At 70.4% G+C, this 16,434-nt stretch carries 14 protein-coding genes and 1 riboswitch; of the genes, 5 read left to right on the top strand and 9 right to left on the bottom strand.

The window, feature by feature from the left end; genetic code table 11:
* Window positions 1-188: 188 nt before the first annotated feature.
* Window positions 189-1,226: a type I glyceraldehyde-3-phosphate dehydrogenase gene (locus ACWGJ2_RS01465; RefSeq protein WP_453343854.1), complete on the bottom strand. Its 1,038-nt coding sequence runs from the start codon at window positions 1,224-1,226 to the stop codon at window positions 189-191.
* A gap of 292 nt (window positions 1,227-1,518) precedes the next feature.
* On the opposite strand from ACWGJ2_RS01465, the gene ACWGJ2_RS01460 reads away from it, so the two are divergent.
* A complete protein-coding gene (locus ACWGJ2_RS01460; protein ID WP_453343853.1) occupies window positions 1,519-2,151 on the top strand; it encodes a hypothetical protein in 633 nt (210 codons plus the stop codon).
* 108 nt (window positions 2,152-2,259) lie between these two features.
* On the opposite strand, the gene ACWGJ2_RS01455 is transcribed toward ACWGJ2_RS01460, so the two are convergent.
* Window positions 2,260-3,600 (bottom strand): glycoside hydrolase family 19 protein, encoded by a 1,341-nt coding sequence (locus ACWGJ2_RS01455; protein ID WP_453343852.1) that lies wholly within the window; start codon window positions 3,598-3,600, stop codon window positions 2,260-2,262.
* A 248-nt stretch (window positions 3,601-3,848) separates the two neighbouring features.
* On the opposite strand from ACWGJ2_RS01455, the gene ACWGJ2_RS01450 reads away from it, so the two are divergent.
* Entirely contained in the window at window positions 3,849-4,343 is a 495-nt protein-coding gene (locus ACWGJ2_RS01450) for a DUF4913 domain-containing protein (protein WP_453343851.1), read from the top strand.
* 42 nt (window positions 4,344-4,385) lie between these two features.
* Here ACWGJ2_RS01450 and ACWGJ2_RS01445 read toward each other — a convergent pair whose 3' ends face one another.
* A complete protein-coding gene (locus tag ACWGJ2_RS01445; RefSeq protein ID WP_453343850.1) occupies window positions 4,386-6,023 on the bottom strand; it encodes an RICIN domain-containing protein in 1,638 nt (545 codons plus the stop codon).
* Between the two features lie 490 nt (window positions 6,024-6,513).
* On the opposite strand from ACWGJ2_RS01445, the gene ACWGJ2_RS01440 reads away from it, so the two are divergent.
* Window positions 6,514-7,377, top strand: a complete 864-nt coding sequence (locus ACWGJ2_RS01440) for a calcium-binding protein (protein WP_453343849.1) — start codon at window positions 6,514-6,516, stop codon at window positions 7,375-7,377.
* A 260-nt stretch (window positions 7,378-7,637) separates the two neighbouring features.
* Here ACWGJ2_RS01440 and ACWGJ2_RS01435 read toward each other — a convergent pair whose 3' ends face one another.
* From ACWGJ2_RS01435 to ACWGJ2_RS01420, 4 genes are all read right to left on the bottom strand, one after another.
* Window positions 7,638-9,374, bottom strand: a complete 1,737-nt coding sequence (locus ACWGJ2_RS01435; protein WP_453343848.1) for a sulfatase family protein — start codon at window positions 9,372-9,374, stop codon at window positions 7,638-7,640.
* A 94-nt stretch (window positions 9,375-9,468) separates the two neighbouring features.
* Window positions 9,469-10,887: a sensor histidine kinase gene (locus ACWGJ2_RS01430; RefSeq protein WP_453343847.1), complete on the bottom strand. Its 1,419-nt coding sequence runs from the start codon at window positions 10,885-10,887 to the stop codon at window positions 9,469-9,471.
* Window positions 10,888-10,889: 2 nt separating this feature from the next.
* Window positions 10,890-11,591 (bottom strand): response regulator transcription factor, encoded by a 702-nt coding sequence (locus tag ACWGJ2_RS01425; RefSeq protein WP_453343950.1) that lies wholly within the window; start codon window positions 11,589-11,591, stop codon window positions 10,890-10,892.
* Window positions 11,592-11,847: 256 nt separating this feature from the next.
* Complete coding sequence (locus ACWGJ2_RS01420) at window positions 11,848-12,696, bottom strand: DUF4394 domain-containing protein (protein ID WP_453343949.1); 849 nt, start codon at window positions 12,694-12,696, stop codon at window positions 11,848-11,850.
* Window positions 12,697-13,045: 349 nt separating this feature from the next.
* Between ACWGJ2_RS01420 and ACWGJ2_RS01415 the strand changes: the two genes are divergently transcribed.
* Window positions 13,046-14,290 carry a PucR family transcriptional regulator gene (locus tag ACWGJ2_RS01415; RefSeq protein WP_453343846.1) on the top strand — a complete coding sequence of 415 codons (1,245 nt, stop codon included), beginning with the start codon at window positions 13,046-13,048 and terminating at the stop codon, window positions 14,288-14,290.
* A gap of 69 nt (window positions 14,291-14,359) precedes the next feature.
* Here ACWGJ2_RS01415 and ACWGJ2_RS01410 read toward each other — a convergent pair whose 3' ends face one another.
* Complete coding sequence (locus tag ACWGJ2_RS01410; RefSeq protein ID WP_453343948.1) at window positions 14,360-15,145, bottom strand: MBL fold metallo-hydrolase; 786 nt, start codon at window positions 15,143-15,145, stop codon at window positions 14,360-14,362.
* 92 nt (window positions 15,146-15,237) lie between these two features.
* Here ACWGJ2_RS01410 and ACWGJ2_RS01405 point away from each other — a divergent pair, with 92 nt between their 5' ends.
* The gene (locus ACWGJ2_RS01405) at window positions 15,238-15,840 is read left to right on the top strand and encodes a TetR/AcrR family transcriptional regulator (protein WP_453343845.1); all 603 of its coding nucleotides are present in this window, start codon (window positions 15,238-15,240) and stop codon (window positions 15,838-15,840) included.
* A 116-nt stretch (window positions 15,841-15,956) separates the two neighbouring features.
* On the opposite strand, the gene ACWGJ2_RS01400 is transcribed toward ACWGJ2_RS01405, so the two are convergent.
* Window positions 15,957-16,271 (bottom strand): DMT family transporter, encoded by a 315-nt coding sequence (locus ACWGJ2_RS01400; RefSeq protein WP_453343844.1) that lies wholly within the window; start codon window positions 16,269-16,271, stop codon window positions 15,957-15,959.
* An 11-nt stretch (window positions 16,272-16,282) separates the two neighbouring features.
* Window positions 16,283-16,349: riboswitch (guanidine-III (ykkC-III) riboswitch) on the bottom strand.
* Between the last annotated feature and the right edge of the window lie 85 nt (window positions 16,350-16,434).

Genomic DNA, 16,434 nt, shown 5'->3' with positions numbered 1-16,434 from the left:
AACGAGCAGAAAGGCGAACAGCAGGGGTCTGAATGTTCGTAGTGATCGCAGTGGCGGTAGTGGTCTCACACGCATAGAACACGCCTCTCGGATGGTGAAACGTCTGTGCACGCACGACGTATGCGCACACCGGACGGTTCACCCGGCGGTTCACCCGGCGAGCAACCGCTCCCGCTGTGTCCGTCCCGTCATCTGGCCCGGGCCATGGGCTTCCCGTGCCCCACGGCCCAGGCCCGGCCGATGAGTTCGGCGGTGTCCAGGAGCCGGTTGGTGAGCCCGCACTCGTCGTCGAACCAGGCCACGGTCCGCACCTGGGTCGGGGTGACATGGGTCAGCGCGAGGTCCACGACGCAGGAGGACGGGTTGGCGATGATGTCGCTCGACACAACGGGCTCTTCGGTGCAGGCCAGCACGTTGAGCAGGTGCCCCTGCGCGGCATCGCGGAGTGCCGCCTCGACCTCGCTCGCGGTGGTCGGACGGCGCGGTGTGACGTTGAGGTCGAGAAGCGCCCCGGTCTGCACGGGCACACACAGCGCGTAGCCGTCGAGCCTGCCGTCGAGACGGGGCAGCACGCGACCGATGTCGCGGGCTGCCCCGGTGGTGGATGGAGTGATGCCCTCTCCCCCGCCACCGCCTCTTCTGACGTCGTGGCGCAGGCCGTCGGACAGCCTCTCGTCGGCGCACGCCTGGACGGTGGTCATGAGCCCGTGCTCGATGCCGAAGAGCTCGTCGAGCACATGGGCCAGGGGGGCGAGGGCGTTCGTGACGCAGGAGCCGAGGGAGACGACGTTGTGGCACAGGTCGTCGTAGCGGTCGTGGTTGACGCCGTAGGCCACCGTGAGGTCCTCGCCCTCGGCGGGCGCGGCGATCAGCACCTTGCGCGCGCCCGCTTCCAGGTGCCCGCGGGCGACGTCGGCGTCAGTGAGCAGCCCGGTGGCCTCGACGACGATGTCGACGCCCAGCTCCTTCCAGGGCAGGTCGCGGACGTCGCGCTCGTTGAGGAACCTGAAGTCGCGGCCGTCGACCCGGAGTGTGTCCCTGTCGCAGCGGACGTCCCAGTCGAGTCGTCCGAAGCAACTGTCGTAGCGGAGCAGATGCGCCATCAGTTCGGGATCGCCGACGTCGTTGACGGCGACGATCTCCAGAGCGCTGTCGCGTTCCAGCATCGCGCGCAGAAAGCCGCGACCGATGCGTCCGAATCCGTTGATCGCGACAGTGGTGGTCACGCGGTCACTCCAGGTGAATATGGGCGAGCGGGAGCGTTGCCGAGCCTCACACCGGGTGCCTTCGAGAGTGGGGTGACCTGCCCGGCGTGTCTCGACGCCACCGGTGTCACCGTGTCCTGCTCCCTCCGCGCATTCGAAGATCAGCTCGTCGTGGGGCCCAACGTAAATCGAGCACAGCCGGTTCAATCGGGCACCTCGGCACAGTGTGAACCGGGCGTGTTCGCGCCCCGTAGTGAAGACAGAGCTGCCGCACGCCGAGGCGGGACACCGGCTCGACGGAAGGAGACACGACATGGCAGCGCCGGATTCCCCGGTTTCCGACCTGGGGCCGGAGGACTGGAACCGGAATTTCCCCGTATCCCGGCAGACGTCCGTGGCCTCGCACGTCTCACGGCAGACGTCCGTGGCGTCGTACGCCGGAATGCCGACCAGGTACCAGGACGCCGCACCTCCCCCGCAGCAGCGCTCCACCGGCCGCACCCAGTTCGAACAGGCGCAAGGGCTGGAGGAAGCCGCGCTGGCAGCCGATTTCTTCCGGCAGGAGGCGTTGGACCGGACGAACCCGGCGCAGTCGCAGCCGTACCCGCCACAGCAGCCGTCGCGTACACAGCCGACGCCCACGCAGCCCGCCCCGGAGCAGCCGCTGACGCCCGCCCAGCAACGGGCTCGGGACCTGGAGAACGCCCACCGGGCTTCGAGGGGCCTGGGGACACCGGAACAGGAGAGACAGCGGGCGCAAGCGCTGATGAACAGGGCGGCCGGAGGCGGGCAGCCGCGCAACGGTGCCGCCGCCCACGTACAGAACTACTCTCCCGGGAGAGCCTCCGGTCACACCACTGCGCAGCCCCAGTACACCCCCTGGCTGCGGTTGGCACAGCAGCAGAACGCACAGCGCAATCAGGCACAACAACAGGGACGTCGCTGACGCCCGTCCCGCGCCGCCCCGCGGAGAGGAAGCGGGGGCCGTCGGAAATCCGACGGCCCCCGCTTCGTTCGTGTCGCCCCCGGGTGTCACCGGGCAGCCGCACCTACCTCAGCAGGAGAGGTCCTTCCCCGGATCGACGCCGAGGATCTGGGTGAAGTGCTGGTAGGTGTCCACACGGCTCTGCACCTGGGCCGGGTTCTTGCCGTCGCACTCCAGCGAACCGTTGATGGAGCGGATGGTGTTGCCGAAGCCCACGCCGTTGGCCATGGCGTCGTGCGGGGTCATGGTGCCGGGGCCGCTCTGGGTGTTCCAGTACCAGAGGCCGACCTGCCAGGCCACGGAGGAGTCCTTCTCCACCATGGCGGGGTTGTTCAGCAGGTCCAGGCCGAGCGCGTCACCGGCGGCCTTGTAGTTGTAGTTCCAGCTCAGTTGGATGGGTCCGCGCCCGTAATAGGCGTTCTGGCCGGCCGGGCAGCCGTACGCCTGGGCGGGGTCGCAGTAGTGGGAGTAGTTGGCGGTGTTCTGCTCGACGACGTGCGCGAGGCCGCCCGTCTCATGGCTGACGTTCGCCAGAAAGGCCGCCGCCTCCCGCTTCTTCGTGGTGTCGTCGCCCGACGTGGCGAAGGCGGGGAAGGCGTTCAGCGCCGCTGTGAGCCCCTTGTAGCTGTAGAGGGAGTCCCGCGCGGGGAACATCTCGTTGAACTGGCCCTCGCTGACGACGAACTTCCCTGGAGTGTCGCCGGGGTGGTCGTCACCGCCACCGGTGCTGCCGCCCGTGTCGCCACCGGTGCTGCCACCGGTGCTGCCGCCGGTAGTGCCACCAGTGCTGCCTCCGGTGTCTCCGCCGGTGCTGCCACCCGTGGTGCCGCCCGTGGTGCCCCCGCTGTCCCCGCCGCCCGTGGTCGGGGGGTTCTCCTTCTTCGCGACGGTCCACTTCTCGTTCGCCGCGCCCGTGCAGGTCCAGATCTGGAGAGGTGTGCGGTTGGCGCTGTTGTACCCGCGCACGTCCAGGCACTTGTCCGCGGCCGGGTTGACGATGTCCTGCGCCTCGCTGACGACCCACTGCTGGTTCGGCCCGCCGTGGCAGTCCCACAGCTGCACGGACGTCCCGGCGGCGGTGCCCTTCTCCCAGACGTCCAGGCACTTGCCGAAGGCCCTGATGGTGCCGTCCCCCGGCATGGTCCAGCGCTGGGCCTCCGTGCCGTTGCAGTCGTAGAGCTGCACCTGGGTGCCGTTCGCGCTGTTGCCGTCCGCCACGTCGACGCACTTGCCCGCGAACCCCGAGATCTGGCTGCCGGACTCGTCGGCCGCCAGCAGCATCTGAGGAGGCCCGAAGGCGAGGATCCCGACTGTCGCCGCACCCAGCACCGCGGCTGTCGCCACGGCGGCGCGTACGGGGCGTACAGGGCGTCTCAGAGTGAACTTTCCTGGGCGGGGGGTGGTGGACATCGTGGATGTCCCTCCTTGGGTCCGGCAACGGGTGGTCATGGCGTTGTACGGATGACACGGATGGGAGCCGGAAACGGTTCTCCCGCGCACGCACTCCGGGCACGTGCGCGGATGCGGTGAACCCGATGCCGCGTGTGTGCGTTGTGCTGGCCGGACAGGGTCATGTCCCGTCATGTCCCGCCGCTCCACGGCCACCTCGGCTCGGCAACGGCCCGAGGCGGTCCTCACCGCACCCGGAAAGGAACACGATGACGGCCGACGTCCAGGACGCCGCACAGGCACCCCACGAACCCCAGGAGCCGGGGGGACCCCAGGACCGCCCGGAGTTCCCGGACGACAGGCCCCCGGAGCCCGCACCTCCGCAGTTCATCCTCTACCTGGACGGCGAGGAGTACGCCTACATCCTGCGGCAGCTCACCCTGTGGACCCACCATGTGCTGCTGCCGGTCTACGGCAGGGAGGTCACCTCCACGGAGCCCTGGTGCTCGCGCTGGTGGGAGCACTCGGAGGCCGTTGCCCAGCTGCACGGGCTGTGGCTCGCCTGGGGGGAGCTGACGGGTCCGGGGTCCGGGATGTGCGGTCCCGCCAACTGGCACCGTGACTATCTGGGGCCTGTCATGCAGTCCCTGCGCAGCCCGATGGGGCCCTTCGCCGGATGCAAGCCCGGCAACCACCGGGCGAAGGAGGTGCCCCCGGTCGACGCCATCGACCCGTTCGCCCCGCCGCCTCCCCCCATGCCCTGACGACGGTGGTGGGGGCGGCGGCGCTCCCGGCTCGGACCTCGCTCAGACCTTCTTGAAGGTCCACTCCTGCTTGCTGTTGTCGCACACACCCAGCTTGAGGTCGGCGTTCTCGGCCTTCGTGCCCGACCTGGCCGGGGTGAGGCACAGGTCGCCGCTCTTGTGGTTGCGGATCCAGTACGCGCCGTCGGGACGCTTGTCGAACCACCAGAGCTGGTTGTCCTTGTTGCTGGCGTCGCAGTGGAACTCTGCCACCGGCGTCCCGACCTCCCGGGGGCCGTAGTCCCCCAGGTCGAAGCAGAAGCCGTCCTTGGTGTTGCGGATCAGATACAGGTCGACGCCCCCCGGGCCCTTCTCGGGGCTCTTGTCCAGCTTCCACCGCTGGTTGTCGGCCGTCGACCCGCCGCACTCGCGCTCGTCGATGATCTGCTGGTTTATCTGTCCCTTGCCCTGGCCGGGGAGGTCGGCGCAGAAGCCGAAGTGGTTCTTGAGCACCACCGCGCCTGTGGGGATGGGGACATCCTTGTCGGCCTTCGGGGAGTCCTTCGGCTTGTCCTTCCCCGAGTCCTTCTTGTCCGACTTCTTCTTCGGAGAGGGAGAGGACAACCCCGACTTGGGAGACGGCGACTCCGCCGAGCGCGACGGGCTGGTGGGGTCCGGATAGGTCGACTGCTTGGGCTTCTTCGGCTTGCCCGCCTCGTTCTCCGCGCCGGTGGCCTTGTTCTGCTGCGCCTCCCCCTCAGAGCCGCCGCTGCCCAGCGCCACCAGCGAGCCGACGACGAGCACGACGATGCTCACCGCCACCCCGCCCATGACCAGGGGGCGTTCCATCAGTCCGGGCTGCTGGTACTCGTCGTCCGACTGGCCCCCCTTCGCCCGGAAGCTGGGCGTGCTCATCGGCGAGGAGGACTTGCTCTTCGACGACGACCCCTTGCCCATCGAGAAGGAAGGCATGGAGGGCATGGACGGCTTGAACCGCGACGACTTGGACGGCTCCAGCCCCTCCGCCTCGTGACCGGCGGCCGGAGGCACCGGCGCTGCGGGCCCTGTACCCACCGGAGGCACCGGAGCGGCGGGCCCTGTACCCACCACGGGCATGACGCTGGTGGCGTCGGCCTGCTCAGGGGCCGGCGGCTGTACGGCCTGCTCCGGGCCCGGCGCGGGTACGGCCTGCTCCGGCACGGGCGCGGGCGCGACCGGCTCAGGACCAGGGGCCGGAGCCGGAGCCGGTGCGGTCTGCTCCGGCACCGGCTGCACCGGCGCGGCCTGTTCCGTGGGCTCCGGAGCCCCGGCTCCGGCCCCCGCGACGGCCGCGGCCGCGTCCGCGTGAGCGTCGTCGTACACCTGGTCCAGCAGCTTGCTGGCCCCGTCCGGCTGCACCTCGACAACCGCCACGTACTCCGCGGCAGGGTCGGAGATGGCCGCCGTCACGGGCGCGTTCCGGCTGCGCGCGTAGCCGTGCAGCGTGTCGAGGATCGCGACGTCCAGTTCCTCGCCCGGCACCACGGGCACGGGGTCGCCGTCGATGACGGCGGAGCCGTCACCGGAAATGACCACGGAGAACGCGGGGGAGGCCCCGGACCCCTCCCCCGCGGACTTCAGCCGGCCGAGATCAGCCGGGGAAGCGGGCGTGAGGGGTTCGTACTCCCTGGCCGGCTCATCAGCATCGTCACCCCGGTTCATGTGTATCCCTTCCTCACGGTGTCGGCGCTGTCGGCGCGTGGATTCCACACAGACCCGCGGGGCCTCGGCGGGCCCCGGCGGGCACAGACCGGGCATCACGACAGCCCGGCGCACACCGCAACGGACACCGGGCGCAAACAGTTCAACTCGCGGGCACCTTCCGCGCCGCCGAGCGGGCCGGAGAGGCCCCGGGGACGGCCCGGAGAGGCCCTGGCACGACGGCACCGGCCGCCCGGAGGGCCCTGAAACCGCACACGGAGAACTCCGCGTAAACGCGGCGTGGAATTCCCGTGGGGCACGGAGAAACGGAAAGCATCATTTCCCGTTCCGGCGAGAAATTCGCCGTCCGCCGCAACTTCTTGAGCGGTCCCGGTATCTAACGTCGCGTTCGGAAAAACTCCCGACATCGCCCGCTCTTCGCAGCACTGACATCACCGGCGCTTTCTCCGCCGGTTCGCCGGGCGGTGTTTCCACGAAGGGTCATTCCTGCATGCGCACGAACACGCACACGTACCGGAACATCACCGCCACGGCCACCGCGGCGCTCACGCTCGCCCTGGGCGGCCTCGCGCTCGCGGCGCCCGCCGCACCGGCAGCCGAGCCCGTCGCGGCGTCCTTCGTCCGCGAGAACGGCGAGCTGACCTACAAGGCCACCGCCGGGCAGAACAACTCCCTGGAGATTTCCACGGAGATGGAGAAGCGCGGCGAATTCGAGGAGTACCACATCCTCACCTTCCGCGATCAGGGCGAACTCACCATCGACCCGGAAGCCGCCGAATGGGACGAGTGCGTCTATCCCTCGCCCTCCGACCACACCGTCGTCCAGTGCGCGGTGCTCGCACCCCAGAACTCCGACGACTCCGACATCTACCAGGTCGCTCTCGGCGACGGCGACGACAGTGCGACGGTCAACGCCGACAGCGACGCGTACGCCACCCTCTTCGGCGGCGCCGGTGACGACACCCTCACCGGCAGCCCGTCGAACGTCCTCAAGGGCGAGGCGGGCAACGACACCCTCGACGGGGGCGGCGGCGTGATGGGCTTCGGCTCCTACGGGGGCGACGGCGACGACATCCTCACCGGGTGCACGTACGAGTGCCTCGGCGGCCCCGGGAACGACTCCCTCACCGGCACCGACGAGGAGAACATCCTGCGCGGAGAGTCCGGCAAGGACACCCTGCGCGGAGGCGGCGGCCCCGACGAGCTGTTCGGCGGCGAGCAGAACGACACGCTGTACGGCGAGGCGGGCGACGACACCCTCTGGGGCAACAGCGGCGACGACGTGCTGCGGGGCGGCGCGGGCACGGACACCCTCTCCGGCGGCCCCGGCACCGACAAGGTCTACCAGGACTGAGACCGGATGACGGGGTGTGTGAGCCGGGGGCCGTTCTCCGGCTCACACACCCCGGCCCGTGGGTCCCGGAGGGCAGGGCGGGGTCAGTACCCGACGGCGAAGGTGGCGTCGGCCCGGTCCGTGGCGGTGGCGGTGGCGTCCTGCGCGAAGGCGGTGCTGCTAGGTGTCGCCCCACAGGTACCAGGTGCTGGACGTCGGCGACTCCACGAGGGTGGGCGCCTCGGCGAACCCCGGACCCCGCGTCACCTCACCGCTTCGGCTCACCCCGGTTCGGGCAACTCCCCCACGTCCGCGCCGCATTCGTCGCCCGCACACCCCTGGAGCTTCCCCAGCGCCTTCTCCAGCCCCTTCCGCACCTCCGCGTACGCGGGGTCGTCGTGCCTCGAACTCAGCTCGTACGGGTCGGACTTGAGGTCGTACAGCTCCCTGCCGCCCTTGGTGTAGCGCACGTACAGATACCGCTCCGTGCGGATGGACTCGTACGCGGCGGAGTAGACCTGCCCGTGCCTGGGCTTGCGCTTCCGGGTCTTGCGGGGCGAGGCCTCGCCGTCCTGGTCCAGATCACCCTCGGCTGCCCGCCGTCCGGACGCCGCGTCGTCACCCGACGACGGGCCGCCGTCCGTGCCCACCGCACCGCGCCGCGCGCCCTCCGCCGCCTCGTGCAGGATCGGCCGGTCGGTGTGCCGACGGGGATCGCGCGCGAACGGCAGCAGGGACCGCCCGTCGAGCGCGAGCCCCGGCCTGGCTCCGCCGATGTCCGCGATCGTCGCGGCGAGATCGACGTTGCTGCTCATCTCGCGCGACGGTGTGCCGCCCTCGATCCCGGGCCCGCGCATCATCATCGGTACGTGTCCCGACGCCTCGTGCGGCAGGAACTTCCCGGTGGGCACGTTGTGCTGGCCGAAGAAGAAGCCGTTGTCCGAGGCGAAGAGCAGGTACGTGTTGTCGAGCTGTCCCGCCTCGCGCAGCGTCGACACGAGTTTGTCGACGGCCTCGTCCACGGCGAGCAGTGCCTCCAGCCGCCCGCGGTAGCTCTGGGTGATCTCCTCCGTGGTCTCCTGGTCCAGCTCCGGGTAGTCACGCAGGAACCCCGGCTTGTCGGACATGTCGTCCTCGCCGTACGCGGGCATATCAGGCAGCGGCTCGTCGGCGAACTCGCCCTTGTGCCGCGGCGCGGGCCGGGGAGCGGGCCCCACCTGGGGCCTGTCCGCCTCGTCGCCCTGGCCCTGCTCCTGCTTCCGGTCCTTCTTACGGTCGATCAGCTCCCCGTGCGGCGCCAGGAACGCCACGTCCAGGAAGAACGGCTTGCCCTCCGCCGACTTGCGCTTGATGAAATCGGCCGCCTTGTCGCGGTACACATCCGTCTGGTAGAGGTCCGGGTCCTCGACGTGCGGGTCCCCGTACGTCTTGAGCCTGCCGTTCTCGTTGAGCTGGTACCCCCACATCCGGTACGTCGTCGGATCCACCGAGCCGCGCCACTCGTCCCAGCCGGGCGGCACCTCCCTCGGATCCTTCTTGCCGTAGCCGTTCGGGTACTTGCCGATATGCGAGGTCGCATATCCGGCCTTCCGCATCCAGACCGGCAGCGTGTTCGTGTCGTCGAGATTCGCGTATCCGCCCAGCGGTGGCCCGTTGTGCCGCACACCGTTGTTGTGCGCGAACTGGCCGCTGAGGTACGTCGACCGGGAGGGACAGCACAGTGGCATCGACGGGTAGTACCGCTCGAACTCCACACCCTCCTCCCCGAGCAGCTCGCGCGTGCGGTCCATCACGCGCAGGGACTCCAGCCACTGATCGTCCGTCATCACCATGACGACATTGGGCTTCCGCTCCGCGTCCGGGCTCCCGGCGCCCCCGAGCCCTGCCCATCCGTACCGTTCTGCCGCGAACCCGCACGCGACCACCGCGAGCACGACGGCCAGCGCCACCCCGGCCCTCGCCCGGCCGCCCGGACCACGCCGGAAGCGCTCCCCCGCCGTCCTGATCTTCGTTTCCATCCGCACAGGCTCACAGGGAAGGGTGGGAATTCGGTGAGCCCGGCATGGGAACTCGGCAATATCCGCGCCCCGCGACCGCGCCGACCGCGCGGTCTCAGCCGCCCAGCGGCACCCGCACCGAGACCGAAGTGCCCAGCCCGGGCCCGCTGTTCACCTCCACCCCGCCGCCGTGTGCCGCCGCCACCGCCGCGACGATCGCGAGGCCGAGACCGCTGCCGTCGCCGCTGCGGGAACGGTCGGCGCGGTAGAAGCGGTCGAAGACCTTCGGCATCGACTCGGCGGGGATGCCGGGGCCGTCGTCCGCCACCTCCAGCACCGCCCAGCCGTCCCGCCGCCCCACACGTACGCGCGCACCCGTGCCCGTCGGCGTGTGCACCCGCACGTTCGCCAGCAGGTTGTCCACCACCCGCCGCAGGTGCTCGCCGTCGCCCTCCGCCACCGTGCCCGGCTCCGCCTCCAGCCCGAGCGGTCGGCCCGGGTCCACGGCCCGCGCGGCCGCCACCGCGGCCCGCGCCACCTCGCCGACGTCGACGGGCGCGCGCTCCGGGGCACGGGCCGTGTCCAGCCGGGCCAGGAGCAGCAGGTCGTCGACGAGCCCGCGCATCCGCAGTGCCTCTCCGGTGATGCCGTCCATCGCCTTGCCGCGCTGCCCCGCGTCGGCGAGGGCGCCCTGGTGATGCAGGTCGGCGTAGCCGAGGATCACGGTGACGGGCGTGCGCAGTTCGTGCGAGGCGTCGGCGACGAACTGCCGCAGCCGCCGCTGGGTGGCCTCCTGCCCGTCGAGCATGGTGTTGAGGGCCAGCCCGAGGCGTCCCACCTCGCTCGCCTCGTCCGCGGGCCGCACCCGGCGCGCGCTCTGCCCTGCGGCGATGGCGTCGGCGTCCCGCGCCATGGACTCCAGCGCTCTGAGCCCGCGCCGCACGATCCACAGTCCGGCGCCGCCGAGCAGGGCCAGGCCGCCCGCCGTGGCGGCCGTCTCGATGAGCAGCAGCCGGCTGAGGGTGCCGTCGACGGAGGTCAGCGGCACGGCGATCACCAGGGTGCCGCGCCGCCCCGGCAGGGGATGTGCGAGCAGCCGGTACTCCGGGGCGCCTCCGTCGAGGGCGGGGACCGTGACCGGCGCGTGCGCCGCCCGCCGCAGTGGTGCGGGCAGCTCGGGCGGCGGGTCCTCCGGGTTGCGCAGGCCCGTCACCAGCGGTGTCACGGCTCCGCCCGGCCGCCGGATCTCGATGAAGTACTCCGACGTGCCCAGCATCCGCGCGTCCGGGCCCAGCCCCTGTGCGGGCGGCAGCCCCTGCTGCACCTGCTTGACGACACGGGTCCGCACACCGCGCAGCGCGGTGTCCGTGCGGTCGACGAGATAGCCGCGCAGCGCCGAGTAGACGACGGCGTCCAGCGCCAGCAGCACCGTCGCGGCCAGCGCCAGGAGTGCGATCAGGAGCCGTCCGCGCAGCGAGCGGGGCAGGGGGAGGTGCGGCCGTCGGCGTGTGCCCGGGTCGTCCGGGCCCGGCACGGTCAGCCCTCCGGGGTGCGCAGGATGTAGCCGATGCCGCGCCGGGTGTGGATGAGCGGCGGGCCGAGGGAGTCCACCTTCCGGCGCAGATACGAGATGTAGGTCTTGAGCACGGCGGTGTCGCCCTCGCCGTAGTCCCACACATGTTCCAGCAACTGCTCGCGGGTCAGTACGCGCCCGGCGTTGAGGAGCAGATGGCGCAGCAGCCGGTACTCCGTCGGCGACAGTTCCACCACATGTCCCGCCCGCCGCACCTCGTACGTCTCGGCGTCCATCTCCAGGTCCGCGCAGCGCAGCAGCGTGCCGTCCGCGGGCCCGACGTTGCCGTCCGTCCGCCGCAGCACGGCGCGCACCCGGGCCGCGACCTCCGCAAGCCGGAACGGCTTGGTGATGTAGTCGTCCGCGCCCAGGTCCAGCCCGCCGACGACGTCCTCGCCGCTCTCCCGCGCCGTCAGGAACACCACCGGCACCCGTGCCCCGCTCGCGCGCAGCCTCCGTACGACCTCGAACCCGTCGAAGTCGGGCAGCATCACGTCCAGGAGGACCAGATCGGGTCTGTGTGCGCGCACCGAGGCCAGCGCCTCGCGACCGGTTGCGGCCTCGTCCACCTCGTAGCCGAGGAAGCGCAGCGACGTCGCCAGGACGTCCACGATCGCCGGTTCATCGTCCACCACTAGCAGCCGTCGGCCCGTGCCCTCCACCATGCGGCCATACTGCCAGCCGCCCTCGGCGCGCCCTTCCGGCGCGAACGGGACCGGCAGATGCACTGGACTCGACCGCAGTGCGGACAGACAGGCACGTGACACCTCATGTCCTGAACGATGCCGTGCGCAGGTGGGAATCCGGTGAGAATCCGGTGAGTATCTCGACCGGTTTCTTACGGTGGCGACCGTGCGCCCGCAGCGGTGTCTCGCCGCGGTCCGGCGACGGCCGGACCGCGGCGAGACATGACCGCGTGGATCAGGTGCCGGTGAGGGAGATGGCCACGTCCGTGATGTTCAGCGGGAACTGGCCGATGGAGGTGGCCTGCCCCGTGAAGATGTTGACGCTGTAGAGCGACGGGTTGCTGGCGCCGTACGGGGTGAGGGAGGCGAAGGCGGCGTTGTCGACCGCCTTCCCGCCGGACAGGGTGCTGTAGATGTCCATGCCCGCGTTGAGCCCGGCGTCGATGCCGAGACTGCCGGTCGGTGCGAGCGTGCCGTTGTTGGCCGGGGACTGGAGGACGACCTGGTCACTGGTCGTGTTGATGTCGGCCAGGGTGGTCGCGGTTGCCGGGTTGAGGTCGTTGTTCGTGTACGCGGCGGCGGTGACGCCCTTGGTCGTGCCTTCCGTCGGCGGGGTGGTGAGGTTCACGTCCTGGATGGTCGAGTTGTCGTTGAGGTTGTGCCGCAGGTTCTGGCCGTTGTCGCTGATCACGCGGAGCCGGTCGGCCGCCGGGTTGAAGTCGACGCCGAACGTCGTGCCGTTCAGCGCGTACTGGAGCTGGGACACCTTGGTGACCACGACGTCCTCGGTGCCCTGCGGGAGCTTGATCGTGTAGATGCCGCCCTTGTTGCCGACGCCGTACATCAGGCCGTTCTGCACACGGAAATCGATCCCGATCAGGCCCGTATCGCCGCTGAGACCTTCGACGGCCCTGACCCAGTTGAGGACCTTCGGATTGTCGGTCCAGAACGCCGCCATCAGGGTGCCGTCGCCGCTGATCCCGTACGCACGGAGGCTGGGGGTGGCGGCGGGTGCGGCCGAACCGGTGCCCGGCGTGCCGAGCATGAGCGCCGTCGACGTGGCCAGGACCGCGACCGCCGCCATGATTCTCTTTCTCTTGCCTGCCTTCATCGGAACATCCCTCCCCTTTGAGCGGGCGCCATTGTGCGGCGCCCGGCTGAGAATTCCCGTACGCACGCGCACATTGATTGCCGGAAGTCGCGTTCGGAATGACTGCCGAGGTGTTCTCCCACGGGCGCGCACGCGATTCTCATTAAGGCCGCTTCACGGCTCCCCCACAAGCGGAAGAGGTGACGGGAACGCGGCGTTCCGGCAAATTTGCGCGCTGTGACAAAAGTCTGGCCGATATGCTTGCCGTCGATTTGCGCAGAGTGTGAACACCGTCCGGATCTCGCCTGTCGGCCGGTTCGTCCGGAATGACATGCTCGCATCCATGGGGAGCCTCTTCGCCGAACTGACCCGGCAGGCGTCGGCCAACGCCCGCCGAGAGGTCGAGACGTACACGCGTGAGATCCCGGAGTTCGAGTTCCTGGACAAGGACCCCAGGGCGCGGGCCGAGACGCTGGAGCACTCGATGTGGTTCCGGCACAGGACCGTCGAGCTGTCCCCGGACAACACCGCGCTGACCGGCGCGGATCTCGGCTACATCGCCTCGATGGGAGAGCTGCGGGCCGGGGCAGGCATGTCACTCGACGCACGGCAACGGGTTCTGGGGCTGCACACCGCGCTCATGCTGCGCGAGATCAACGAGGCGACGGAGGCCCAGCGCGGCGGCGGCGTCGAGGAACTCATGAACATGATGAACTGGTTCGCCCCGCAGGGCGAACGGGGCATCGCCGCCTACCGCCAGGGATACGTGCGGGTTCTGCGCCGCCGGATGCGGTATGCCGAGCAGATCGCCCTGTTGACCCGATCACTGCTGAACGGAGATCCCATAGCGTGGGAACTCGCCCTGGCCGTCGGCATGGAACTGCCGGATTACTGGGCGGTGACGGTGTTCCGGATTCCGGACCGCCCCGCCGTTGATCGTTTTCTGGAAAACGAGATCGAGACACTGGTGAAGAACCACCAGACGCCTGTCATGTGGAGCCCGGAGGACGGCGAAGGGAGCGGCGAGCTGATCGCCCTTGTCCCCCTGATTTCCGGCACGGCGGAAGCGGAAAACGTACCGTGCCACGCCACCACTGACCTCATGCCCGATCTCGTCCCCGACCACTTGCCGGAACTCGTACGGGACTTCGCCCATGCCCTCGGCCGGCCCTGCGCGGTCGGCACCGCCACCGCCAGGCCGCCCGAGCTGGCCGAAGCGCTCGACCGGGCCCGTCGGATCAGCCGGGCGGCCCCGCTGCGACGGGCGTCAGCGCGGCTCCGGCCGCACACCCTGGCCGACGTGTTCGTCGAACTCGCCGTCGCGGACGTGCCGTTCGTCGACGCGTGGCTGCGCGACGTGGCCCGACGGCTGGACTCGGGCCCTGACCTGCTCGTCACCCTCGACACGTACTACCGCCACGACATGCAGCGCGGCGCCGCGTCGGCCGCCCTCAACGTCCACACCCGCACCCTGGACTACCGCCTCCGCCGGGTGCGGGAACTCACCGGCATCGACCCCTGCTCGACGCGGGGCGTGCGCACGCTCAGCGCGGTCGTCACCCGGCGCCTGTCGGGGGCGTGGCACTAGGGGGTGCGGTCGGGCCGGGGTGGTGGGCGGGCCGCGCGTGGGGGCGCGGCTCCAGCGGCCCCTCCCCCGTCATGTGGCCAGGTCCAGCCATTGCCCGACGGCCAGCACATGTGCGCGCCGCCCGGCGTGTGCGCGGAACTCCTTCTCCGGGTCGGAGACCTCGACATAGCCCGCGATCTTGTCCGGCTGCTCCGACTCGTAGTGCATCGGCACCGCGTACCGGGCGTCGAGTATCTCCGCCGCCGCCGCTGCCTGCCTCGGGTCCAGCGCGGCGGGCAGCGGGCTCGGCGGCTGGAGGTGCGGCGCGTCGACCACCGCGCCGTTGGCGGGCAGGAACACCGCGTCGAAGGGGCTGAACCGGCGCGCGACGAGCCACCAGTAGCCGTGGAACATCGTGTCGCCGCCGTGGAAGACCCGCTGCCCTTCGGCCTGGACCACCCAGTTGAGCTGCGGGTCGCCCAGCCCGTCGACGGCGGGGACCGCGGTGACGCGGAAGGGCCCGAGCTGGCGGGTGGACCAGGCGTCGACGGTCTCGGCCGCCAGCCGGTGCTGGACCAGTTCGCGTTCGGCGAGCAGTGTCGTCACGTTGTCCACGTCGTCGCCGTGGCCCGGCGCGGGTCGCAGCACCGGCGCCCCCGGTGTCAGCGCGTCCGCGAGCGCGGACGCGTCGGTGTGGTCCCGGTGCAGGTGGGTGACGAGTGCGGCGGTGGCCTTTCCGCTCGGCGCCGCCAGTCCCTCGCCCGGCTTCCAGCCCGTGAACAGCGGTGAGAGGTCCCGCACGTAGTCGATCACCAGCCGCGTACCGCCGCCCGCCTCGATCTCCACTCCGGCCCAGCCCAGTCGTCGTACCCGCATCTCGTGCTCCTTCGTTCCGGTGGGTGCCACGGAACTTAGCGTACGGACGTTCGCTAAATCAATAGCGAACGACCGTACGCTATTCTTGTCGCATGTCACCACGACGCTCAGCAGCCGAAGCACAGGCCACCAGGGGCCGGATCCTCGGCCGTGCCGCCGAGATCGCCTCCGAGGAAGGACTGGAGGGCATCACCATCGGCCGGCTCGCCGAGGAGCTGGAGATGAGCAAGTCCGGGGTGCACAAGCACTTCGGCACCAAGGAGACGCTCCAGATCTCCACCCTGGACAAGGCCTTCGTCGACTTCTGGCACCGGGTGGTCGAACCCGCACTGGCCGAGCCGCCGGGACTGCGGCGGCTGCGCGCGGTGTGCGCCAACTCCGTGGGCTATCTGGAGGCACCGCTGCTGCCCGGCGGCTGCCTGATGACCGCGGCTCTCACCGAGTACGACGGCCGCCCCGGCCGGGTCCGCGACGCGGTGGCCGAGGTGTGGTCGCGCTGGCGGGAACAGTTGCGCACCGACCTGGCCGCGGCGGTGGACAACCGCGAGCTGCCTGCCGGGTTCGACGTCGACCAGGCACTGTTCGAGATCGTCGCCGCCGGACTGGCGCTGAACGCGGCCATGCAGCTCCAGCACGACCGGACGGCGGCGGACCGGGCCCGACGCGCCATCGAACGGGCCCTGGACCAGTCCTGACCCTGCGTCAGACCGGGGTCACGGGGCCTGCTCCGGTGCGGGAGACACGGTGTCTTCGGCGCCGTCGAGTGGTGTCAGGGCCCGCCAGGGCGGCGCGGCCCGCTGCGCGATCACCCTCAGTGAGCGGCCTTGAGGCCGATCACGCTGCCGACGATCAGCACCAGGAAGACGACCTTCAAGGTGTTCACCGACTCACCGCCGGTGAGCATGGCATAGAGGACGGTGAGCACAGCCCCGATGCCCACCCACACCGCGTAGGCGGTGCCGACGGGAAGGTCCCGCATCGCGTAGGCCAGGCCGCCCATGCTTCCGGCCAGGGCGAGGGCGAAGATCAGGGACGGGACGAGCCTGCTGAAGCCCTCGGACTTGCCCAGGGCCGTCGCCCACACGGCTTCCAGCACACCTGAGAGGGCGAGAACGAGCCACGACATGACAGCCTCCGTACGGGCCGTCTTGTCGCACACCGGGTACGGCACCCCTCGTCCGGAAGCCCTGTTTCCGGGCTCCACTCCAACGTCGCACATCGGATCGCCGTTGGCAACGGCGGCCGGCACGAGCCGGACCTCGGACGCGCCCATCCTGCTGTCGCCCGGT

Source organism: Streptomyces sp. NPDC054796, assembly GCF_053611545.1.
Note: the sequence above shows the minus strand (reverse complement) of the source record. Positions and strands in the feature narration are given on the sequence as shown.

Excerpts from the sequence above, each read along its gene's own strand:
- ACWGJ2_RS01460 (WP_453343853.1), top strand. The coding sequence starts at position 1,519 with ATGGCAGCGCCGGATTCCCCGGTTTCCGACCTGGGGCCGGAGGACTGG.
- ACWGJ2_RS01455 (WP_453343852.1), bottom strand. The coding sequence starts at position 3,600 with ATGTCCACCACCCCCCGCCCAGGAAAGTTCACTCTGAGACGCCCTGTA.
- ACWGJ2_RS01450 (WP_453343851.1), top strand. The coding sequence starts at position 3,849 with ATGACGGCCGACGTCCAGGACGCCGCACAGGCACCCCACGAACCCCAG.
- ACWGJ2_RS01445 (WP_453343850.1), bottom strand. The coding sequence starts at position 6,023 with ATGAACCGGGGTGACGATGCTGATGAGCCGGCCAGGGAGTACGAACCC.
- ACWGJ2_RS01440 (WP_453343849.1), top strand. The coding sequence starts at position 6,514 with ATGCGCACGAACACGCACACGTACCGGAACATCACCGCCACGGCCACC.
- ACWGJ2_RS01435 (WP_453343848.1), bottom strand. The coding sequence starts at position 9,374 with ATGGAAACGAAGATCAGGACGGCGGGGGAGCGCTTCCGGCGTGGTCCG.
- ACWGJ2_RS01425 (WP_453343950.1), bottom strand. The coding sequence starts at position 11,591 with ATGGTGGAGGGCACGGGCCGACGGCTGCTAGTGGTGGACGATGAACCG.
- ACWGJ2_RS01420 (WP_453343949.1), bottom strand. The coding sequence starts at position 12,696 with ATGGCGGCGGTCGCGGTCCTGGCCACGTCGACGGCGCTCATGCTCGGC.
- ACWGJ2_RS01415 (WP_453343846.1), top strand. The coding sequence starts at position 13,046 with ATGGGGAGCCTCTTCGCCGAACTGACCCGGCAGGCGTCGGCCAACGCC.
- ACWGJ2_RS01410 (WP_453343948.1), bottom strand. The coding sequence starts at position 15,145 with ATGCGGGTACGACGACTGGGCTGGGCCGGAGTGGAGATCGAGGCGGGC.
- ACWGJ2_RS01405 (WP_453343845.1), top strand. The coding sequence starts at position 15,238 with ATGTCACCACGACGCTCAGCAGCCGAAGCACAGGCCACCAGGGGCCGG.
- ACWGJ2_RS01400 (WP_453343844.1), bottom strand. The coding sequence starts at position 16,271 with ATGTCGTGGCTCGTTCTCGCCCTCTCAGGTGTGCTGGAAGCCGTGTGG.